20 protein-coding genes are annotated in these 20,405 nt (G+C 69.9%); 10 read left to right on the forward strand and 10 right to left on the reverse strand.

Annotated features, from left to right (window positions below):
• Positions 1-61: 61 nt before the first annotated feature.
• From ACFYO0_RS31205 to ACFYO0_RS31215, 3 genes are all read right to left on the reverse strand, one after another.
• Complete coding sequence (locus ACFYO0_RS31205; RefSeq protein ID WP_388682746.1) at positions 62-277, reverse strand: hypothetical protein; 216 nt, start codon at positions 275-277, stop codon at positions 62-64.
• A gap of 184 nt (positions 278-461) precedes the next feature.
• Positions 462-578, reverse strand: coding sequence for an SGM_5486 family transporter-associated protein (locus ACFYO0_RS31210; RefSeq protein WP_344392901.1), 117 nt, complete (start codon positions 576-578; stop codon positions 462-464).
• 63 nt (positions 579-641) lie between these two features.
• Complete coding sequence (locus tag ACFYO0_RS31215) at positions 642-2,021, reverse strand: CynX/NimT family MFS transporter (RefSeq protein WP_388682749.1); 1,380 nt, start codon at positions 2,019-2,021, stop codon at positions 642-644.
• A gap of 61 nt (positions 2,022-2,082) precedes the next feature.
• Here ACFYO0_RS31215 and ACFYO0_RS31220 point away from each other — a divergent pair, with 61 nt between their 5' ends.
• Positions 2,083-2,772 carry a FadR/GntR family transcriptional regulator gene (locus ACFYO0_RS31220; protein WP_388682751.1) on the forward strand — a complete coding sequence of 230 codons (690 nt, stop codon included), beginning with the start codon at positions 2,083-2,085 and terminating at the stop codon, positions 2,770-2,772.
• 18 nt (positions 2,773-2,790) lie between these two features.
• On the opposite strand, the gene ACFYO0_RS31225 is transcribed toward ACFYO0_RS31220, so the two are convergent.
• The 3 genes from ACFYO0_RS31225 to fabG all read right to left on the reverse strand — a co-directional run bounded on the left by ACFYO0_RS31225 (position 2,791) and on the right by fabG (position 4,812).
• Positions 2,791-3,141: a hypothetical protein gene (locus ACFYO0_RS31225; protein ID WP_388682752.1), complete on the reverse strand. Its 351-nt coding sequence runs from the start codon at positions 3,139-3,141 to the stop codon at positions 2,791-2,793.
• Between the two features lie 195 nt (positions 3,142-3,336).
• Positions 3,337-4,104, reverse strand: a complete 768-nt coding sequence (gene fabI / locus ACFYO0_RS31230) for an enoyl-ACP reductase FabI (protein WP_388682754.1) — start codon at positions 4,102-4,104, stop codon at positions 3,337-3,339.
• Positions 4,105-4,107: 3 nt separating this feature from the next.
• Positions 4,108-4,812 (reverse strand): 3-oxoacyl-[acyl-carrier-protein] reductase, encoded by a 705-nt coding sequence (gene fabG, locus ACFYO0_RS31235; protein WP_388682756.1) that lies wholly within the window; start codon positions 4,810-4,812, stop codon positions 4,108-4,110.
• A 187-nt stretch (positions 4,813-4,999) separates the two neighbouring features.
• Here fabG and ACFYO0_RS31240 point away from each other — a divergent pair, with 187 nt between their 5' ends.
• The 3 genes from ACFYO0_RS31240 to tyrS all read left to right on the forward strand — a co-directional run bounded on the left by ACFYO0_RS31240 (position 5,000) and on the right by tyrS (position 9,297).
• Positions 5,000-6,523, forward strand: coding sequence for a TldD/PmbA family protein (locus ACFYO0_RS31240; RefSeq protein WP_388682758.1), 1,524 nt, complete (start codon positions 5,000-5,002; stop codon positions 6,521-6,523).
• Positions 6,520-7,914, forward strand: coding sequence for a metallopeptidase TldD-related protein (locus ACFYO0_RS31245; protein WP_388682760.1), 1,395 nt, complete (start codon positions 6,520-6,522; stop codon positions 7,912-7,914). Before ACFYO0_RS31240 ends, ACFYO0_RS31245 begins: the two co-directional genes overlap by 4 nt.
• A 114-nt stretch (positions 7,915-8,028) precedes the next feature.
• Complete coding sequence (tyrS, locus tag ACFYO0_RS31250) at positions 8,029-9,297, forward strand: tyrosine--tRNA ligase (RefSeq protein ID WP_388682761.1); 1,269 nt, start codon at positions 8,029-8,031, stop codon at positions 9,295-9,297.
• Between the two features lie 81 nt (positions 9,298-9,378).
• On the opposite strand, the gene ACFYO0_RS31255 is transcribed toward tyrS, so the two are convergent.
• Positions 9,379-9,654, reverse strand: a complete 276-nt coding sequence (locus ACFYO0_RS31255) for a GlsB/YeaQ/YmgE family stress response membrane protein (RefSeq protein ID WP_388682763.1) — start codon at positions 9,652-9,654, stop codon at positions 9,379-9,381.
• A 245-nt stretch (positions 9,655-9,899) separates the two neighbouring features.
• On the opposite strand from ACFYO0_RS31255, the gene ACFYO0_RS31260 reads away from it, so the two are divergent.
• Together ACFYO0_RS31260 and ACFYO0_RS31265 are read left to right on the forward strand one after the other, a co-directional pair.
• Complete coding sequence (locus ACFYO0_RS31260) at positions 9,900-10,286, forward strand: DUF3099 domain-containing protein (protein WP_388682764.1); 387 nt, start codon at positions 9,900-9,902, stop codon at positions 10,284-10,286.
• Positions 10,287-10,711: 425 nt separating this feature from the next.
• Entirely contained in the window at positions 10,712-10,984 is a 273-nt protein-coding gene (locus ACFYO0_RS31265) for a hypothetical protein (protein ID WP_388682765.1), read from the forward strand.
• A gap of 67 nt (positions 10,985-11,051) precedes the next feature.
• Here the strand turns inward: ACFYO0_RS31265 and moaA are convergent, their stop codons facing one another.
• The 3 genes from moaA to ACFYO0_RS31280 form a co-directional block, all read right to left on the reverse strand.
• A complete protein-coding gene (gene moaA, locus ACFYO0_RS31270) occupies positions 11,052-12,041 on the reverse strand; it encodes a GTP 3',8-cyclase MoaA (RefSeq protein ID WP_388682767.1) in 990 nt (329 codons plus the stop codon).
• A 202-nt stretch (positions 12,042-12,243) separates the two neighbouring features.
• Positions 12,244-13,893, reverse strand: a complete 1,650-nt coding sequence (locus ACFYO0_RS31275) for a cation acetate symporter (protein ID WP_388682768.1) — start codon at positions 13,891-13,893, stop codon at positions 12,244-12,246.
• Positions 13,890-14,246 (reverse strand): DUF485 domain-containing protein, encoded by a 357-nt coding sequence (locus tag ACFYO0_RS31280; RefSeq protein ID WP_344392925.1) that lies wholly within the window; start codon positions 14,244-14,246, stop codon positions 13,890-13,892. Before ACFYO0_RS31280 ends, ACFYO0_RS31275 begins: the two co-directional genes overlap by 4 nt.
• Positions 14,247-14,622: 376 nt before the next feature.
• On the opposite strand from ACFYO0_RS31280, the gene ACFYO0_RS31285 reads away from it, so the two are divergent.
• From ACFYO0_RS31285 to ACFYO0_RS31300, 4 genes are all read left to right on the forward strand, one after another.
• Positions 14,623-16,146, forward strand: coding sequence for a S8 family serine peptidase (locus ACFYO0_RS31285; RefSeq protein ID WP_388682770.1), 1,524 nt, complete (start codon positions 14,623-14,625; stop codon positions 16,144-16,146).
• A gap of 47 nt (positions 16,147-16,193) precedes the next feature.
• The gene (locus ACFYO0_RS31290) at positions 16,194-17,741 is read left to right on the forward strand and encodes a S8 family serine peptidase (protein ID WP_388682773.1); all 1,548 of its coding nucleotides are present in this window, start codon (positions 16,194-16,196) and stop codon (positions 17,739-17,741) included.
• Positions 17,742-17,880: 139 nt separating this feature from the next.
• Complete coding sequence (locus ACFYO0_RS31295) at positions 17,881-19,254, forward strand: CoA transferase (protein ID WP_388682775.1); 1,374 nt, start codon at positions 17,881-17,883, stop codon at positions 19,252-19,254.
• Between the two features lie 125 nt (positions 19,255-19,379).
• The gene (locus ACFYO0_RS31300) at positions 19,380-20,396 is read left to right on the forward strand and encodes a CopD family protein (RefSeq protein ID WP_388682776.1); all 1,017 of its coding nucleotides are present in this window, start codon (positions 19,380-19,382) and stop codon (positions 20,394-20,396) included.
• Positions 20,397-20,405 lie beyond the last annotated feature (9 nt).

Raw genomic sequence — 20,405 nt, forward strand, 5'->3', positions numbered from 1 at the left:
TGAAACACGCCACGGGGCGCAGGGAGTTGGCACGCTGCCCCAACCTGGCGGATCCTCCAGCTCAGGAGCCCTGCCGCAGCACCGTCTGCTGGATGCGCTCGATGAGCTCGCCGACCGCGGGATCACCGCTCGCCGCATGGGCATCCGCGGGGTTGAGTATCAGCAACAGCAGCGCGACGAAGGCGAGCGCGGGCAGGGCGAGGGCCCACCAGGGCAGCCGAACCTCGACGCCGCCCCTGGTCGCCGAGCTGGGCCGGGTCTGCGTACGCGCCGACATGCCGCCTCCGTGGGTCTTCGACTGGTCCGTGGATCCGCGTCCTCGCGGCCACACTTCGAAGCTACGGAAGGTAGAGCCCTCAACCCATCCGGTGATCCACCCACTTGACCCTGACACTCACCCCCTAGGGGATGGTGGTGCTAGCCCCACCATCCCCTGACGGGGCCGGGGTGAGGCAACGGCATCAGGGCGAAGCGATCGACGCGATGATGCCGATGATCACGAAGATGGCGAAGAAGGCGCCGAAGACGAGCAGCATCTTCTTCTGGCCGTTCTTGGGGTTCGGGTCGAGCACAGGCATACGGCCAGTCTCGCACCCTTCGTCCAGCCCCTGCCGGTGGGGTCGCCCGCCGGTGCGGGCCGGTCAGCGCCGGGCCAGGCGAGCGGTCTCCGCCTCGACAGTGCGGTCGCGACCGGCAAGGAAGCCCGCCACGATCTGCGGGATCATCAGGGCCGTCATGAGCGCGAGCGGCAGCCCCCAGCCGCCGCTGTGCTGGTAGAGCACGCCCACCAGGAGCGGTCCCGGGATCGAGATCAGGTAACCGGTGCTCTGCGCGAAGGCCGAGAGCTTCGCGACCCCGGCGCTGGACCCGGTCCGCATGCCGATCAGTGTGAGGGCCAGCGGGAAGGCACAGTTGGCGAAGCCGAGCAGCAGCGCCCAGGCCCAGGCGCCTTCCGCCGGGGCGAAATAGAGGCCCGCGTAGCCGGTGAGGCCGCACAGGCCCAGGGCGACCGCGATCGGTCCCTGGTGGGGCAGGCGCGTGGCCACCCGCGGGATGACGAACGCCAGCGGCACGCCCATGACCATCGTGACGGCGAGGAGCAGTCCGGCCGTGCCCGCCGGGACACCCGCGTCACGGAAGATCTGCGGCATCCACCCCATCGTGATGTACGCGGCGGTGGCCTGAAGCCCGAAGAAGACGGCAAGCGCCCAGGCGGTACGGCTCCGGGTGATCCGCAGCGCGTCCGGCTCCCGGCGTGCCACGGGAGCCGATTCCATGCCAGGTGCCGAGTCCGTGCCAGGTGCCGAAGCCGGGGCCGCGCCTGGAACCGGGGCCGCACCCCGTTCGCGTACGAGAAACACCCACGGCACCACGGCAAGGGCCGCAAGGCCGGCCCAGGCGGCGAGGCCCGACTGCCAACTGCCGCCCAGGGCCTTGGTCATGGGCACTGTCACGGCGGCCGCAGCGGCGGTGCCGAGGGCCATGGCCATGGAGTACAGGCCGGTCATGGAGCCGACCCGGTCCGGGAACCAGCGCTTGACGATCACCGGCATCAGGATGTTGCTGACCGCGATGCCCATGAGTGCGAGAGCGCTGGCCGCGAGGAAGCCCGCCGTGTTCCCGGCGAAGGGCCGGATCGCCAGGCCCGCGGTGATGGCCACCATGCCGGCGCACACCACGGTGCCGGGTCCGAAGCGGCGGGCGAGGCGCGGTGCCATGACGCCGAAGACCGCGAAGCAGAGCGCCGGTACGGAGGTGAGCAGTCCGGCGACGCTGCCGCTCATGCCGAGTCCGGCACGCACCTCTTCGAGGAGGGCACCGAGGCTGGTGATCGCGGGCCGCAGGTTGAGGGCCGTGAGGACGAGGCCGACGATCACCAGGCGCGTCCCCCACGCGCGCGGGGTGGGCTTCGGGGATTCGCCGGCGATTCCGGAGGAACTGCGTAGGGCCATGGGCTGGGATGTGGACGTCGTCGTCCGGGTTTCCGTGCGGGTTTCCTCGCTTGCCATGCCGCCCATCATAGAATCATGGGATGATTGGTTGTCTACCTGGAGTCAGCTTCGTTCTGCGCGAAGGAATGCCATGCCCCTGAGCCACCCCCGACGGTCGGCGCTGTCCGAGCAGGTCATCACCGCGCTGCGCGGCCAGATCACCTCGGGCGAATGGCCCGTCGGCTCCCGCATCCCCACCGAGCCGGAGCTGGTCGAGCAGCTGGGCGTGGCCCGCAACACGGTGCGCGAGGCCGTGCGCGCACTCGCGCACAATGGTCTGCTCGACATCCGCCAGGGATCGGGGACGTACGTCGTGGCGACCAGCGAGCTGGCGGGCGTGATGCACCGCCGCTTCGCGGACGCCGATCCCCGGCACATCGCCGAGCTGCGCTCCGCGCTGGAGTCGAGCGCCGCGAAACTGGCCGCCGAGCGCCGCACGGAACGCGACCTGAAGCAGCTGCACGCGCTTCTGGTGCGCCGGGAGGAGGCCTGGGAGTCGGGCGACACGGAGGCATTCGTCGTCGCCGACACGTCGTTCCACATGGCGGTGGTGGCCGCGTCCCACAACGACGTCATGACGGCGATGTACGCCGATCTCGGCGAGGTCGTGCGCGACTGGCTGCGCGAGGACCTGGGCGAGGAGCTGACCCCCGAGACGTACATGGACCACACGCGTCTGCTGGACGCGATCCGCGTGGGCGACGCGGAGTCGGCCGCCACGGAGGCCGCGAGCTATCCGTTCCTGTGCCGCCCGAAGGGCCGTGTCGCCTCCGGAGACTGACGCGTCACCTCTGAAGCGTCACTTCTGGTGCGTGACCCACGCCGAGCGGACCTCCTTCCAGCACCGGCCGGTGAGCCGCACGGTCTGCGTGGGCCCCACCGCGACCGGGGTCCCGTCGCTGTCGATGTCCCACCATCGGTCGCACTCGATGTGCAGGGCGAGCCGGTCGATCTCCGGGTACGGGTTATGGCAGTACGCGGTCACATACGAGCCCTCGACTCTGATACGGCACTCCGCCCCGAAGGGCCTGTCGACGGGCACGCGCGCGTGGGGGACGGTTTTCGCGAGGTGCGGGGCGTCACCGTAGGCCGGCGTGAGCGGGAGAGCGAGAGCGGCCAGCAGCGGAGCGAAGCGCGGGAAAAGGCGCACAAGGGGGGCCTCCTCTGCCGGGCCGGGGAGGGACGCACATGGCGAACGCCTAGTCCAGAGTGCGCAGTTGCCGTCCCCGACCGCCCGGCCGGGTAGGCCGAACGGGTGAGGGCCCGCGACCTGCGGGACGTTCGGCAGGTCGCGGGCCCTCACCCGTCACTCGAGCCACGGCTCAGTCAGGCCACAGCGGCAGCGTCACGCACCGATCGCGTGCAGACCGCCGTCCACGTGGATGATCTCGCCGGTGGTCTTCGGGAACCAGTCGCTCAGCAGGGCGACCACACCGCGGCCGGCCGGCTCGGGGTCCTTGAGGTCCCACTCCAGGGGCGCGCGGTCGTCCCATACGGAGGCCAGCTCGCCGAAGCCCGGGATGGACTTGGCGGCCATCGAGCCGATGGGGCCGGCCGAGATGAGGTTGCAGCGGACGTTCTGCTTGCCGAGGTCGCGCGCCATGTAGCGGCTGGTGGCCTCCAGGGCGGCCTTGGCCGGGCCCATCCAGTCGTACTGCGGCCAGGCGTACTGGGCGTCGAAGGTGAGGCCGACGACCGAGCCGCCGTTCTGCATCAGCGGCAGACAGGCCATGGTCAGCGACTTCAGGGAGTACGCCGAGACGTGCATGGCGGTGGCGACGGACTCGAACGGCGTGTTGAGGAAGTTGCCGCCGAGGGCGTCCTGCGGGGCGAAGCCGATGGAGTGCACGACACCGTCGAGACCGCCCAGCTCCTCACCGACGATGTCGGCCAGGCGCCCCAGGTGCTCGTCATTGGTGACGTCGAGCTCGATGACCTTGGTGGGCTTGGGAAGCTTCCTGGCGATGCGCTCGGTCAGCGTGGGCCGCGGGAAGGCGGTCAGGATGATCTCGGCGCCCTGCTCCTGGGCCAGCTTGGCGGTGTGGAAGGCGATGGAGGACTCCATCAGCACACCGGTGATCAGGACGCGCTTGCCCTCGAGGATTCCGCTCATGGTTCAGTGACCCATTCCCAGTCCGCCGTCTACGGGGATGACGGCTCCAGTGATGTACGAGGCGTCGTCCGAGGCGAGGAACCGCACCGTCGCGGCGATCTCCTCGGGCTGCGCGTACCGGCCGAGCGGCACCTGCTTGACGATGCCCTCGCGCTGCTCGTCGGTGAGCACCTTGGTCATGTCGGTGTCGACGAAGCCCGGCGCGACGACGTTGAAGGTGATGTTGCGCGAGCCCAGCTCGCGGGCGAGGGAGCGCGCGAAGCCGACGAGGCCCGCCTTGGAGGCGGCGTAGTTGGCCTGGCCCGGGCCGCCGTACAGCCCGACGACCGACGAGATCAGCACGACGCGGCCCTTCCTGGCGCGCAGCATGCCGCGGTTGGCGCGCTTCACGACCCGGAAGGTGCCGGTCAGGTTGGTGTCCAGGACGGACGTGAAGTCCTCTTCGGACATCCGCATCAGCAGCTGGTCCTTGGTGACGCCGGCGTTGGCGATCAACACCTCGACCGGACCGTGCTCGGCCTCGATCTCCTTGTAGGCCTGCTCCACCTGCTCGGTGTCGGTGATGTCGCACTTGACGGCGAGGAACCCCTTTGGGGGCTCCCCCGAGCGGTACGTGATCGCGACCTTGTCGCCCGCGTCGGCGAAAGCGCGGGCGATGGCGAGGCCGATGCCCCGGTTTCCTCCGGTGACGAGAACCGAGCGGCTCAACGGATCACCCTTTCGATAGCCGGTCTGGTACCTCGAAAACCTATCGTTGCCGCCCGCCTTACGGAGAATCGAGCACCGACAGTGGCGTACGGGACTCACTGTCGGATCCCTACAGAAACGTGTGGCCGCGGAACCGTCGGCGCGACATGATCGGACCTGACAGGGCGACGACAGCAGGGAGACCTCCGTGCCTCATTCCATCGACGAAGCCTTCACGGCACTACCGCTCAGGTCCTTGGCCGACGCCGCGCTCGCCCGCGCCCGCGCGCTCGGCGCCGAGCATGCCGATTTCCGGTTCGAGCGGGTGCGCAGTGCGGCCTGGCGGCTGCGGGACGGCAAGCCGTCCGGGTCGTCGGACACGACCGATCTGGGGTTCGCGGTGCGGGTGGTGCACGGCGGGACCTGGGGGTTCGCTTCCGGTGTCGACATGACGATGGACGCCGCCGCGAAGGTCGCCTCGCAGGCCGTGGCGATGGCGAAGCTGTCGGCGCAGGTGATCAAGGCGGCGGGCTCGGACGAGCGAGTCGAGCTGGCCGATGAGCCCGTGCACGCCGAGAAGACCTGGGTCTCCTCGTACGAGATCGACCCCTTCTCCGTACCGGACGACGAGAAGGTGGGGCTGCTCACGGACTGGAGTGCGCGGCTGCTCGCGGCCGACGGGGTCAGCCATGTGGACGCCTCGCTGCTGACGGTGCACGAGAACAAGTTCTATGCCGATACGGCGGGGACCGTCACCACGCAGCAGCGCGTAAGGCTGCATCCGCAGCTCACCGCCGTCGCGGTCGACGAGTCGAGCGGCGAGTTCGACTCGATGCGGACGATCGCGCCGCCGGTCGGGCGCGGCTGGGAGTACCTGACGGGCACCGGCTGGGACTGGGATTCCGAGCTGGCCCGCATCCCGGAACTGCTTGCCGAGAAGATGCGGGCGCCGAGCGTCGAGACGGGGGTGTACGACCTGATCGTCGACCCGTCCAACCTGTGGCTGACCATCCACGAGTCCATCGGGCACGCCACCGAGCTGGACCGCGCGCTCGGCTACGAGGCGGCGTACGCCGGGACGTCCTTCGCCACCTTCGACCAGCTGGGCAAGCTGAGGTACGGCTCCGAGCTGATGAACGTCACCGGCGACCGGACCGCCGAGCACGGGCTCGCGACGATCGGGTACGACGACGAGGGCGTCGCAGGGCAGTCCTGGGACCTGGTCAGGGACGGGACGCTGGTCGGCTATCAACTCGACCGCAGAATCGCGAAGTTGACCGGCTTCGAACGGTCCAACGGCTGCGCGTACGCCGACTCCCCCGGCCGTGTGCCGGTGCAGCGCATGGCCAACGTGTCGCTCCAGCCGGATCCCGGCGGGCTCTCCACCGACGACCTGATCAGCGGCGTCGACCGCGGGATCTATGTCGTCGGCGACCGGTCCTGGTCCATCGACATGCAGCGCTACAACTTCCAGTTCACGGGGCAGCGCTTCTTCAAGATCGAGAACGGGCGGATCACGGGCCAGCTGCGAGATGTCGCGTACCAGGCGACGACCACTGACTTCTGGGGCTCGATGGCCGCGGTCGGCGGCCCGCAGACGTACGTCCTGGGCGGTGCCTTCAACTGCGGCAAGGCCCAGCCGGGCCAGGTCGCGGCGGTCTCGCACGGCTGCCCGTCCGCCCTCTTCAAGGGCGTCAATATCCTCAACACGACCCAGGAGGCCGGTCGATGAGCGCGCGTACGAACAAGCCGCACGAGGTCGTCGAGCGCGCCCTTGAGCTGTCCCGGGCCGACGGCTGCGTCGTGATCGCGGACGAGTACTCGACGGCCAATCTGCGCTGGGCGGGCAACGCGCTGACCACGAACGGGGTCACGCGCGGGCGCACGCTGACCGTCATCGCGACCGTCGACGGCAAGGAGGGCACGTCCTCCGGGGTCGTCTCACGCTCGGCCGTGACGGCGGACGAGCTGGAGCCGCTGGTCCGGGCCGCCGAGGCGGCGGCGCGGGGCGCGGGCCCGGCCGAGGACGCGCAACCGCTGGTCACCGGGGTCGCGGAGTCCCCCGAGTTCACGGACGCGCCCGCCGAGACCTCGTCGGGCGTCTTCGCGGACTTCGCCCCGGCGCTCGGCGAATCGTTCGCCCGCGCGCGTGAGGGCGGACGCGAGCTGTACGGCTTCGCCAACCACGAGTTCGTCTCCAGCTACCTCGGTACGTCGACGGGGCTGCGTCTGCGGCACGACCAGCCCAACGGCACGCTGGAGCTGAACGCCAAGTCGCCGGACCGTACGCGCTCCGCGTGGGCGGGGCGGTCGACGCGCGACTTCAAGGACGTGGACCCGGCGGCGCTCGACGCGGAGCTGGCCACGCGCCTGAGGTGGGCGGAGCGGCGCGTCGAGTTGCCGGCCGGGCGGTACGAGACGCTGCTGCCGCCGACCGCTGTCGCGGATCTGTTGATCTACCAGTTGTGGTCGTCGTCGGCCCGGGACGCGACAGAGGGCCGGACGGTGTTCAGCAAGCCCGGCGGCGGTACGCGCATCGGCGAGAAGCTCGCCGAGCTGCCTCTGACGCTGCGCAGCGACCCGAACGAGCCGGGTCTGGAGTGTGCGCCCTTCGAGCTCGCGCACTCCTCCGGGGGCGACTCCTCGGTGTTCGACAACGGGCTGCCCCTCCAGGCCACCGAGTGGATCCGGGCGGGCGAGCTGGCGCGTCTGATCAGCTCCCGGCACAGCGCGGGCCTGACCGGACTGCCGGTGGCTCCCGGCATCGGCAATCTGATCCTCGACGGCGGCCAGGACCGCTCCCTGGAGGAGATGGTCGCGAACACGGAGCGCGGGCTGCTGCTGACCTGCCTCTGGTACATCCGCGAGGTCGACCCGGCCACGCTGCTGCTGACCGGCCTGACCCGGGACGGCGTCTACCTGGTCGAGAACGGCGAGGTCACGGGCGAGGTGAACAACTTCAGGTTCAACGAGTCCCCGGTGGATCTCCTGGGGCGGGCGACCGAGGCGGGGCGCACGGAGAAGACGCTGCCGAGGGAGTGGAGCGACTGGTTCACCCGGGCCGCGATGCCGCCCCTGCGCATTCCGGACTTCAACATGAGTTCCGTCAGTCAGGGCGTATGACAGGGCCTGCGGCTCAGGGCACAGAACGGCGTGGGCTCTGTCAGTCGGGGCGTATAACCTCGTAGCTGGCTGTCGTTCGACCGCCCGAAGATCATCCAAGGAGATACGAGAACCGTGACGGACATCGTCGACGAGCTGAAGTGGCGCGGGCTGATCGCCCTGTCCACTGACGAGGACGCTTTGCGCAAGGCGCTCGCGGACGGTCCCGTCACGTTCTATTGCGGCTTCGACCCGACGGCGGCCAGTCTGCACGTCGGCCACCTGGTGCAGGTCCTCACCATGCGCCGCCTCCAGCTGGCGGGCCTGCGCCCGCTGGCCCTGGTGGGCGGTGCGACCGGCCAGATCGGAGACCCGCGCCCGACGGCGGAGCGCACGCTGAACGATCCGGAGACGGTCGCGAACTGGGTCAACCGGCTGCGCGGGCAGATCGAGCCGTTCCTGACCTTCGAGGGTGAGAACGCCGCGGTGATGGTGAACAACCTGGACTGGACGGCCGGGATGTCGGCCATCGAGTTCCTGCGGGACATCGGCAAGCACTTCCGCGTCAACAAGATGCTGACCAAGGACTCGGTCGCCCGGCGCCTGGAGTCCGAGGAGGGCATCAGCTACACGGAGTTCAGCTACCAGCTGCTCCAGGGCATGGACTTCCTGGAGCTCTACCGCCGGTACGGCTGCACCCTCCAGCAGGGCGGCAGCGACCAGTGGGGCAACCTCACGGCGGGCCTGGACCTGATCCACAAGCTGGAGACGCACGCCGACGTCCACGCGCTGGCGACGCCGCTGATGACCAAGGCGGACGGCACGAAGTTCGGCAAGACCGAGGGCGGTGCCATCTGGCTGGACCCCGAGATGACGACGCCGTACGCGTTCTACCAGTTCTGGCTGAACGCGGACGACCGGGACATCTCGGCGTACATGCGGATCCTGTCCTTCAAGTCCCGCGAGGAGCTGGAGGAGCTGGAGAAGGTCACCGAGGAGCGTCCGCAGGCCCGTACCGCCCAGCGGGCGCTGGCCGAGGAGCTGACGACGCTGGTGCACGGCGCCGAGCAGACGGCCTCCGTGATCGCCGCGTCGCGCGCCCTCTTCGGTCAGGGTGAGCTGGGCGAGCTGGACGAGGCGACGCTGAGTGCGGCGCTCTCCGAGGTGCCGCACATCCAGGTCGCGGAGCCTGCCCTGGTGGTGGATCTCTTCGCGGAGGTCGGCCTGGTGGCCAGCAAGTCGGCCGCCCGGCGGACGGTCAAGGAGGGCGGGGCGTACGTGAACAACGTCAAGGTCGCCGGCGAGGACTCCGTCCCCGCCAAGGAGGACCTGCTGCACGGGCGGTGGCTGGTCCTGCGGCGCGGCAAGAAGAACCTCGCGGCGGTGGAGGTCACGGGCGGCTGAGCGGCTACGGAGAGGCCTGCGCGGACGCACTGAGGGGGCGGCTTCCGGTGCCGGAGGCCGCCCCCTTCGCCGTACCCTCTGTCATGCCCTTCGCCTGGTACCCCGGAACGCCGAGTACGCCCGGTCGCCGAGGCCGACGAGGATGATCGCGGCCACGAGCTGGAACCCGTGGCGCCACCAGTCGATGCCTGCCGTGGCGTCGACGCCTGCCGCCCGGGCGACCGCGTTGCCGCCGACGGCGCCGAGCATGCCCAGAATGGTGGTCAGCCACAGAGGGATATGCTGTTTGCCCGGAATGACCGCCTTGGCGATCAGGCCAAGCACCAATCCGACGATGATCGCCCACAACCAGCCCATCGCTGCCTCCTCGTCCGGCTCGACCTGAGCATCACGGCCAGTGTCCGCCCAGGCCTCGTACTGCGCATGCCGGGTGGGACCGTACACACCGGGGCGCAGGCCGTTCGCGCAGGCAGCAGGTGCCCCGGTCTCGTGACTGACGCAGGCGCGGCGTAACGTGGAGTCATCCGGGCCCTGGTTCCCGGACCGGCTGCGGACCGGGTACGGGACGGGGAGAGTCCGATGCGGGCGGGTGGTGGAACGTGATGCGGAAGCACAGCGAAACCGAGGTCTTCCGGATCACCGGGGCCAGGCAGGGGCTCGCCGACGACATACGCGGCAGGCAGCGCCGCTATGTCATCTCGATGTCCGTCCGTACGCTCGCCGTGATCCTCGCGGCCACCCTCTGGAACGTCGAACGGCACGTCGCCATCGTCGCGTTGGTGCTCGGCGCCGTCCTCCCCTACATCGCCGTGGTGATCGCCAACGCGGGCCGCGAGAACGCGCCGTCGCTGCCGTCGACGTTCGTCACCATGCCCGCCCGGCCGATGCTCACGGAGCCCCGTCCGGACGACGCCGCGGAATCCGTTCCGGAAGACCTCGCGTCCGACTCCCCGGCCGGCGCCCAGGGCGAGCCGCACGAGCGGACCTGACCACCGCCGTTCATGCCCGCCGGACGTCACCACGGCACCAAGCTCAAGAAAAGCTCAGATCAATCATGCTGTTCCAGTGCCGGGCAACGGGTTACCCGTGACATACTTCGTACGCGCTCCGCATCCCCCGTCGGAGCGACAGACCGACGCCGGGCAGCTCCCCCCGTGGCTGCTCGGCGTCGCCTTTTGTCACGGGGTTTCTCCCGGCTCTTCCTCTGGTTCTTCTCCCTCGGCACCGCGGTCACGCTGTAGCCGCGCCGGCCGGGTACGCGGCCCACGTTCTGTGTGGTGCCGTTCCTTGTGGCGTGGCCGACCGTGCTCGGGATCTTCTACGCGTTCGATCTGCCGCTGGGACCGCTGGGACCGGGCGCCGGCATCGAGATGCCGTAAGGGGTGGTGATGCCGTCAAGGGTTAGGGTCGGGGGGTGATCCTGAACGTCCCCGGCTCCGAACCGGCATCGCCCATCTGCTCCGCCAAGGGCTGCCGGGCCGACGCGGTGTGGGTGCTCGCCTGGAACAACCCGAAGCTGCACGCCCCTGACCGCCGCAAGACGTGGCTGGCGTGCGAGGAGCACCGTGAGTACCTGTCCAAGTTCCTTGGCGTACGGGGCTTCTTGAAGGACGTCGTGCTCCTGGAGGACTGGGACTCCCAGGAACCCCTGGAACGCCAGGAGCCGCCGCAGCCCCCCGAGGCTTAGCGAGGCTTGGCCCCGAAGTCCCCGAAGTCCCCGAAGTCCCCGAAGTCCCCGAAGGATCGGAGAGCTCTCAGCCGCCGATCGCCGACATGGGTCGCTCCGGCTGCACGAACGACGGGTCGTCCAGCCCTGCGCCCGCCTTCTTGCCCCACATCGCCAGCTTCCATATGCGGGCGATCTCCTCGTCCGGCGCGTCCGAGCGCAGGGCGGCCCGCAGGTCGGTCTCCTCCTGGGCGAAGAGGCAGGTGCGGACCTGGCCGTCGGCCGTGAGCCTCGTACGGTCGCAGGCCGAGCAGAACGGGCGGGTGACGGAGGCGATGACCCCGACGCGGTGCGGGCCGCCGTCGACGAGCCAGCGCTCGGCCGGGGCCGAGCCCCGCTTCTGGGAGCCCTCCTCGGTGAGCTCGAAGCGAGTGCGCAGTGAGGCAAGGATGTCACCGGCGGTGACCATGCCCTCGCGCTTCCAGCCGTGCTGGGCGTCCAGGGGCATCTGCTCTATGAAGCGCAGTTCGTAGTCGTGCTCCACGGCCCAGGCCAGCAGGTCCGGGGCCTCGTCGTCGTTCAGTCCGGGCATCAGGACGGTGTTGACCTTGACCGGGTTCAGGCCCGCCTCGCGGGCGGCTTCGAGGCCCTCGATGACGTCCTTGTGGCGGTCCCTGCGGGTGAGGGTCTTGAAGACGTCGGGGCGCAGCGTGTCCAGGGAGACGTTCACCCGGTCCAGGCCCGCCGCCTTCAGGGCCGGGGCCGTGCGCTTGAGGCCGATGCCGTTGGTGGTCAGGGACATCTGGGGGCGCGGCTCGAGCGCGGCCACGCGCTCCACGATGCCGACGAGGCCGGGGCGCAGCAGGGGCTCGCCGCCGGTGAAGCGGACCTCGGTGATGCCCAGCTGCCGTACTGCTATGTCGATGAGGCGGACGATCTCGTCATCCGTGAGCAGGTCGGGCTTGGCGAGCCACTGCAGGCCCTCTTCGGGCATGCAGTACGTGCACCGCAGATTGCAGCGGTCCGTCAGCGACACACGCAGATCAGTGGCCACACGGCCATAGGTGTCGATGAGCACGTGGGGCCCCCTCCACTCGAGCGAACAAGCACTCAGAACCGGCACTCAGAACAAGCACTCATGTGAATCAGTTACCAGCGAGCCTACGTGACAGGACCGACAACGACGGCAAGGGAGCGGCAAGCGGATCACACGAGACATGGCGCGGCCGCGCCGTAGAACGTCCAGGGGACTACGGCGCGGCCGCGGAAGGCAGGGAGCCTCAGTGGGCTCCGGTGCCGGTCAGCGAGCGCACCTCCAGCTCGGCGTACTTGCCGGTGTCCGGCTCCTCCTTGGACAGGACGGTGCCGAGCCAGCCCATCACGAAACCGAACGGGATGGAGATGATGCCCGGGTTCTTCAGCGGGAACCAGGCGAAGTCGACGTCGGGGAACATCGCCTTGGGGTCGCCGGAGACGACGGGCGAGAACAGCACCAGGCCGACGGCCACGATCAGACCGCCGTAGATCGACCACAGGGCGCCCTGGGTGGTGAACCGCTTCCAGAACAGGCTGTAGAGGATTGTTGGCAGGTTGGCGGAGGCGGCGACGGCGAAGGCGAGCGCGACGAGGCCGGCGACGTTCAGGTCGCGGGCGAGTGCGCCCAGGAGGATGGAGACGGCGCCGATGCCGATGGTCGCCAGACGGGCCGCCCGGACCTCCTCCTTCTCGGTGGCTTTGCCCTTCTTGATGACGTTCGCGTAGATGTCGTGGGCGAACGAGGAGGATGAGGCGAGGGTGAGGCCGGCCACCACGGCGAGGATCGTCGCGAAGGCCACCGCGGAGATCACGGCGAGCAGGATCGCGCCCCAGGCCGAGTCGACGCCGCCCAGGTGCAGGGCGAGCAGGGGCGCCGCCGTGTTGCCGGACGGGTTGGACGCGATGATCTCGTCCTGCGAGATGATCGCGGCCGCGCCGAAGCCGAGCGCGATGGTCATCAGGTAGAAGCCGCCGATGATGCCGATCGCCCAGTTCACGGACTTCCGGGCGGCCTTGGCGTTGGGCACCGTGTAGAAGCGGATCAGGATGTGCGGCAGGCCGGCGGTGCCGAGCACCAGGGCGATGCCGAGGGAGATGAAGTCCAGCTTGGTGGTGCCGCTCGCGCCGTACTGCAGGCCGGGCTCCAGGAACGCGGCGCCCTTGCCGCTGTTCTCGGCCGCCGTGCCGAGCAGGTCGGAGATGTTGAAGTTGAACTTCAGCAGCACCAGGAACGTGATCAGGATGGTGCCGCCGATGAGCAGAACGGCCTTGACCATCTGGACCCAGGTGGTGCCCTTCATGCCGCCGATGGAGACGTACACGATCATCAGGAGGCCGACAAGGGCGACGATGAGGATCTTGCCGGCGTCCGAGGTGATGCCGAGCAGCAGCGAGACGAGGACACCCGCGCCGGCCATCTGCGCCAGCAGGTAGAAGATCGACACGACGATCGTGGAGGTGCCTGCCGCGGTACGCACCGGGCGCTGGCGCATGCGGTACGCGAGGACGTCGCCCATCGTGTACCGGCCGGAGTTGCGCAGCGGCTCGGCGACCAGGAGCAGGGCCACCAGCCAGGCGACCAGGAAGCCGATGGAGTACAGGAAGCCGTCGTATCCGAAGAGGGCGATCGCACCCGCGATGCCCAGGAAGGACGCGGCGGACATGTAGTCGCCGGATACGGCGAGTCCGTTCTGGAAGGCGCTGAACTGCCGTCCGCCCGCGTAGAAGTCGGCGGCGTCCTTGGTCTGCCGGCCCGCCCATACGGTGATGAAGAGGGTGGCGATGACGAAGGCGGCGAACAGGGAGATGATCAGCGGCCGGTGCTCGCTGGCCTCGTTCGCCGCGAGCTGCACTTCGCTCGCCGCGAACTGGACCTGAGTGATCGCGGGACTCATTCGCCGCCCTCCATCCGGGACTTGATCGCGTGGGCCTTGGGGTCGAGCTTGCTGGAGGAGTGCCGCTCGTACCACCAGGCGATGAGGAACGTGGTGAGGAACTGGGCGAGACCGAAGACGAGGGCGACGTTGATGTTGCCGAACAGCTTGGTGCCCATGAAGCCGCCCGCGTAGTTCGACAGCAGGACGTACAGCAGGTACCAGCTGATGAAGCCGACGGTCAGCGGGAAGGCGAAGGAGCGGTGGGAGCGGCGTAGTTCACCGAACTCAGCGCTCTCCTGCACCTCGACGAACTCCTCGGTGGTGGGGAGGTGAGGCTGGGATTTCGAGGGGGGCGGTGCGTCGGTAGCCACGGGGTCTCCTCGCGTTTGCGGTTGCGGCGTCCGAATCGGAAGCGGGCGGACGGGGATAGGGGGTCTCACTGGCTATGGACATGGTTCTGTCGTGACCTCACGGAACGTGTGGATCACGTGGGCCGGGTGGCGATGCTAGGGCCTCCCGGGCGTGATCCAACAGGGGCTCACTGTTGCTCTCGTTCCTGCCCAAGGTCACGGAGCAACGCGAAGACCGGTTCAACGCCCGGCCGTCCTTTCGGAAGTCATTTCCTGTAAGTCGTTGCTGGCCGCGGATCATGAGGGATAGCTTCGCCCTGCACCACTCAAGTCATGTACCTGCCCGAGCACCACCTGTGTTCGGGCCGGTTCCTTTTCCGGATGATGTGGAGACCCCATGGCTCATCTGCGCTCCAGACGCCGTCTTGCGCTCGCCGTGCCCGTCGTGCTGTCCCTCACCGCCTCGCTCGGCTTCCTGCCGGGCGTCGCCTCGGCCGCCCCGGTCGACGCCCCCGCTGTGGCCGCGGAGGAGGGTCCGAACCTCGCGTACGTGGTCAACACGAAGAAGGCGGACCACGGCACGATCGAGTCGGTGAAGAAGGCCATAGCCAAGGCCGACGGCACAGTTGTCGCGACGTACAAGAAGATCGGCGTCATCGTCGTCCACTCGGCCAACCCGGAGTTCGGCAAGCAGATGCGTGCCGTACGCGGGGTGCAGTCCGCGGGTGCGACGCGCACCGCGCCGCTGGCCCCGGCGGGGACGACGGACGAGGGTGCGGCGCAGTACCTGTCGGCCGCCGAGGCCGCCAAGGTCGAGGCCAGGAGCACGGCCGCCGAGGAGCCCCTCGAGGCCGACCAGTGGGATCTGCGCGCGATGGGCGCCGACAAGGCCGCGAAGATCAACCCGGGCAGCAAGAAGGTCACCGTCGCCGTGATCGACACCGGCGTCGACGACACCCACCCGGACCTCGCCCCGAACTTCTCCGCGTCCCAGTCGGCCAACTGCGCCGGCGGCGTGGCGGACACCAGCGAGGGCGCCTGGCGCCCGTACACCCCGGAGGACTACCACGGCACGCACGTGGCCGGTGAGATCGCCGCGGCACGCAACGACGTCGGCGTGGCCGGTGTCGCGCCCGGCGTGAAGGTCTCCAGCATCAACGTGACCGACCGGGAGAACGGCCTGTTCTACCCGGAGAGCGTCGTCTGCGCCTTCGTGTTCGCCGCCGACCAGGGCGTCGAGATCACCAACAACAGCTACTACGTGGACCCGTGGCTCTACAACTGCATGGACGACCCGGACCAGCGGGCCATCGTCGACGCGGTGAACAGGGCCCAGCAGTACGCCACGAAGAAGGGCACTCTCCACCTCGCCTCCGCGGGCAACTCCAACCACGACCTCGACTCGGACGCGATCGTCGACGACTCCAGCCCCGACGACTCGACCCCGGTCACCCGCACCATCGATCCGCACGAGTGCTTCGACGTGCCGACCCAGCTGCCGGGTGTCGTCACGGTCAGCGCGACCGGCGTCAAGGGCGCCAAGTCGTACTACTCCACCTACGGCAAGGGCGTGATCGACATCGCGGCGCCCGGCGGCGACCGGTACCAGATCCCGGACACCCCGTCGAAGAACGGCCGGATCCTGTCCACCATGCCGAACAACCAGTACGGCTTCCTGCAGGGCACGTCGATGGCGGCGCCGCACGCCTCCGGGGTCGCCGCGCTGCTCAAGTCCAAGTACCCGTGGGCGACTCCGGGCCAGCTCCAGGCGCTGCTGAAGGCCCAGGCGGACAGCCAGAGCTGCCCGACCGATTACGACGGCAACGGCGACGGTGTCGTGGACGCCACCTGCGAGGGCGGCAAGCGTGTGAACGGCTTCTACGGCTTCGGTATCGTCAACGCGCTGCGGGCGGTCAAGTAAGCGGTGAGGCAGGCCGACTTGTACGCCACGAATGAACTGGAGACTCCATGACAGCGCCTCATACGCGCTCTCGTCGCGTCCTGGCCGTCCCGGTCGGGATGGCCATGGCGACGGCACTCGCCTTCCTGCCCAATGCCAGCGCCGCGGCGGCGCCCGCGGCCTCGGCGGCCGGGGACGACGCGCCGCTGCTCTCCGCCCTCTCGGCGGATGCGACCTCGCTCAGTTACGTCGTCAACGTCCGCCCCGGCCACGGCACTTCCTCTTACGTGAAGAGGGCCATCACCAAGGCCGGCGGCACCTTAGTGACGTCGTACGACAAGATCGGCGTGATCGTCGTCCACTCGTCGAACGCCGACTTCGCCAAGACCATCCGCAAGGTGCGCGGGGTGGAGTCGGCGGGCTCGACACGTACGGCGCCGCTGCCCGCGCAGTCCACGACCGATCTCGGCACCCCCAAGGTGCTCACCTCGGAGCAGGCCGCGGGCGTCGAAGCGGCGGCCGGGCAGGACCCGTTGGAGCCGTTGCAGTGGGACCTGCCCGCCATCAAGGCGGACAAGGCGCACGAGAAGTCGCTGGGCAGCCGGGACGTCACGGTCGCCGTGATCGACACCGGCGTGGATGACACGCACCCCGACATCGCGCCCAACTTCGACCGCGAGGCGTCGGTCAACTGCGTGACGGGCAAGCCGGACACGGCCGACGGGGCGTGGCGGCCGAGCGCCTCAGAGAGCCCGCACGGCACGCATGTCGCGGGTGAGATCGCCGCCGCCAAGAACGGCGTAGGCGTCACGGGCGTCGCCCCGGGCGTGAAGGTCTCCGGCATCAAGGTGTCCAACCCGGACGGCTTCTTCTACACGGAGGCCGTCGTCTGCGGCTTCATGTGGGCGGCCGAGCACGGCGTCGACGTGACCAACAACAGCTATTACACCGACCCGTGGTACTTCAACTGCAAGAACGACCCGGACCAGAAGGCCCTCGTGGAAGCCGTCTCCCGGGCCTCGCGGTACGCGGAGAAGAAGGGCGCGGTCAACGTCGCGGCGGCGGGCAACGAGAACTACGACCTCGCGGCGGACGAGATCACCGACCCGGTCTCGCCGAACGACTCCACGCCGTCCGACCGCGTGATCGACCCGTCCGATTGCCTTGACATCCCGACCCAGTTGCCGGGGATGGTCACGGTCGCGTCGACAGGCGCGAAGGGCATCAAGTCGTCCTTCTCCAACCTCGGCCTGGGCGTCATCGACATCGCCGCACCCGGCGGCGACTCGACGAAGTACCAGACCCCGGCGCCGCCCGCCACCGACGGCCGCATCCTGGGTCCGGTCCCCGGCGGCAAGTGGGGCTACATGGCCGGTACGTCGATGGCCTCCCCGCACGCCGCGGGCGTGGCCGCGCTCATCAAGTCGACGCACCCGTACGCCCCGCCGGCCCTGGTGAAGGCCCTCCTGTACGCGGAGGCCGACGCCGTACCGTGCACCGACCCGTACGACATCGACGGCGACGGCAAGATCGACGCGATCTGCGAGGGCGGCAAGAACCGCAACGGGTTCTATGGCGCGGGGATGGTGGACGCACTGGACGCGGTGACGAAGTAGCGGACAAGCAGTGCCTCCCTGCGGGGAGTTGAGCCGGGCGACCCAAGGGTCGCCCGGCTCTCGTATGGAGTGATCGGAGGTGCGCCTGTGGTGGTCGGCCGCTTCCGTGGTGACCGGGGCAAGGCCGCATAGTGCTCTCATGACTGACATCGAGTACCTGTGGTCCGCGCTGGGCGGCGATCCCTCCCTGGTCTCGCGGGTCTCCGCGGTCGTACGGGACGGAGCGCTGGAGGCGCGGTTGCCGGTGCGGGAGTTGGCGCGGGGCTGTGTGGGGGCGTGTGCGCTCGCGGCCGCTGAGCTCGGCGCGCGCCGTACCGGGCGGGAGGTCCCCGCGGTGCCGGTCGATGACGGAGCCGTCGCCACCGCGTTCGTGAGCGAGCGGCATCTGCTCGTGGACGGGCGGGCGCCGGTCGACTTCGCGCCGCTGTCGCGGTTCTGGCGTACGGCGGACGGCTGGGTGCGTACGCATGCGAACTATCCGCACCATCGGGAGCGGTTGCTCGCAGCACTGGAGCTGTCGGCGGACGCGTCCGTGGAGGCTGTGGGCGCCGGTCTCGCGGAGCGGCCGGCCGTGGAGGTGGAGAGCACGGTGTACGCGGCCGGAGGGCTCGCGGTGGCGCTCCGTACGGCCGAGGAGTGGGCCGCGCACGAGCAGGGCGCGGCGGTGGCCGGGCACGGACTGCTGGAGCGGGGGCGGACGGGTTCCTCAGGGGTACGGCGCGTCCTCGCACCCCTCCACGGTGATCCGCTGTTGCCCGCGGCCGGGCTGCGGGTACTCGACCTCACCCGCGTCATCGCCGGGCCCGTCGCGACCCGTACCCTCGCCCTCCTCGGCGCGGACGTCCTGCGGATCGACCCGCCGCGGCTGCCCGAACTCGCCGACCAGCATGCGGACACGGGCTTCGGCAAGCGGTCCGCCACACTCGATCTCACGGGCGGCCGGCGCGACTTCGAGGAGCTGCTCGCCTCGGCTGACGTCGTCGTCACCGGCTACCGCCCCGGGGCCCTGGACCGCTTCGGGCTCACGCCGGAGGCACTGGCCGAGCGCAGGCCCGGGATCGTGGTGGCGCAACTTTCCGCATGGGGCGCTTACGGGCCGTGGGCCGGGCGGCGCGGCTTCGACAGCCTGGTGCAGGTGGCGACGGGCATCGCCGCGCTGGAGGGTTCCGGGGGGAAGCCCGGTGCCCTGCCCGCCCAGGCCCTCGATCACGGCACGGGGTATCTACTGGCCGCCGCGGTGCTGCGCGCGGTCACGGAGCAGTTGGACCGGGGCGGGACCCGGTTCGTGCGGCTGGCGCTGGCGCAGACGGCACGGCGGCTGATGAACGGAGTCGCTCGGGGCAAGGAGCCCGCAGACGCTTTGTACGACAGCCCCGCCCTCTGGCTCGGCGAGACGGACAGCGGGCTGGGGCGGCTGCGGTACGCCCTTCCGCCGGTGTCCTTCACCGGCGGGCCTGGGGACTGGTCGCAGCCGCCCGGGCCGTGGGCCGCGGATGCCGCGCGGTGGAACTGAGCGGCGAGGTTCCGCGTCCGGCCTGAGTCGCGTAGGCGGTCGGAGGCGTATGCAGGGTGGAAAGTCGTTCCCTCAGTTGTTCTCCAGGACTTGCCCGGATCTGAACAACTGGTGAAGATCCTGAGGTGAGTTCGATAAGACCGAGTGCCGACGCGGGTGGCGAGGTGGGCGCCTCCCGGGTGAGCGGGGCCGGGGGGCGACGGGCCGTTGCCGTTCTCGTCCTGGTGGGCCTGGCCGCGTTGATCCCGCTGGTGGGGCCGCCCGTCGTCCTGCGGGGCACGGGGGAGGCCGCCGTGCCCGCTGACGGGGGGATCGCCCTGCTGCGTACGGTGCTGTTCGCGGCGGTGTGCGTGTCGGCGGGCGAACTGTTCGCCGCCCGGCTGGCCCGCCGAGTGCCGGGGGCGCCCCTGGACGACAAACCCCGGAGCTGGGCTCCCGTCGCGGCGGGCGCCGGCTTCGTCGCCGCGCTCGGGCTCGCCTCGGTCGTGGCCAACGGCAACCTGGTGCCGCGCCGGTTCTCCGACATGGACATCGGCGGCCTGTACGAGACCCGGGACGGCATGCTCGCGCTTCTGGAGGTCAACGCGTTCGTCGTGGCGGGCCTGTGCGCCCTGTCGCGCCGTCCGGCGACCCAGGTGTGGGCGCTCGCCGCGGTGGCAGTCGCGGAGGCGCTGCGGGCCCATCCCACCACGGAGTACAGCCCGCTGCTCGGCTCGGGCCTGACGCTCGTACATGTGACGTGCGCGGCCCTGTGGACGGGCGGCCTGCTGCACGTCCTGCGCCTGCTGCGGCGTTGGCGCGACCCGGAGGCGGGCGCCGCGCTTCTCGGGCTCTACGCGCGCGTGGCGGCCGTTCTGTTCGCCGCGATCACCTTGACGGGCGTGGGCAGCACCCTGCGCCGGATGCCGGCCGGAACCGTCCTGGACCAGCTCACAGCCACGGCGTACGGGCGTGCCCTGCTGGCCAAGTTGCTCCTCGTGGTCGCCGTCGCCGTCCTCGCCCTGTGCGCGCGCCGACGGCTGCGCAGGGCTGCCGACCCGCTCACCGCCTACTCCCCCGCCCGTGCGGAAGTCGTCGCCCTGGGTGCGGTGGTCGCGGTGTCCGCGGTGCTCACGGCACTGCCGGTGCCGATTCGCTGGTGAGAGCCCGAT

Source organism: Streptomyces sp. NPDC006365 (assembly GCF_042870755.1).
GTDB lineage: Bacteria > Actinomycetota > Actinomycetes > Streptomycetales > Streptomycetaceae > Streptomyces > Streptomyces xiangluensis.

Excerpts from the sequence above, each read along its gene's own strand:
- ACFYO0_RS31205 (WP_388682746.1), bottom strand. The coding sequence starts at position 277 with ATGTCGGCGCGTACGCAGACCCGGCCCAGCTCGGCGACCAGGGGCGGC.
- ACFYO0_RS31210 (WP_344392901.1), bottom strand. The coding sequence starts at position 578 with ATGCCTGTGCTCGACCCGAACCCCAAGAACGGCCAGAAGAAGATGCTG.
- ACFYO0_RS31215 (WP_388682749.1), bottom strand. The coding sequence starts at position 2,021 with ATGATGGGCGGCATGGCAAGCGAGGAAACCCGCACGGAAACCCGGACG.
- ACFYO0_RS31220 (WP_388682751.1), top strand. The coding sequence starts at position 2,083 with ATGCCCCTGAGCCACCCCCGACGGTCGGCGCTGTCCGAGCAGGTCATC.
- fabI (WP_388682754.1), bottom strand. The coding sequence starts at position 4,104 with ATGAGCGGAATCCTCGAGGGCAAGCGCGTCCTGATCACCGGTGTGCTG.
- ACFYO0_RS31245 (WP_388682760.1), top strand. The coding sequence starts at position 6,520 with ATGAGCGCGCGTACGAACAAGCCGCACGAGGTCGTCGAGCGCGCCCTT.
- ACFYO0_RS31255 (WP_388682763.1), bottom strand. The coding sequence starts at position 9,654 with ATGGGCTGGTTGTGGGCGATCATCGTCGGATTGGTGCTTGGCCTGATC.
- ACFYO0_RS31260 (WP_388682764.1), top strand. The coding sequence starts at position 9,900 with ATGCGGAAGCACAGCGAAACCGAGGTCTTCCGGATCACCGGGGCCAGG.
- ACFYO0_RS31275 (WP_388682768.1), bottom strand. The coding sequence starts at position 13,893 with ATGAGTCCCGCGATCACTCAGGTCCAGTTCGCGGCGAGCGAAGTGCAG.
- ACFYO0_RS31285 (WP_388682770.1), top strand. The coding sequence starts at position 14,623 with ATGGCTCATCTGCGCTCCAGACGCCGTCTTGCGCTCGCCGTGCCCGTC.
- ACFYO0_RS31290 (WP_388682773.1), top strand. The coding sequence starts at position 16,194 with ATGACAGCGCCTCATACGCGCTCTCGTCGCGTCCTGGCCGTCCCGGTC.
- ACFYO0_RS31295 (WP_388682775.1), top strand. The coding sequence starts at position 17,881 with ATGACTGACATCGAGTACCTGTGGTCCGCGCTGGGCGGCGATCCCTCC.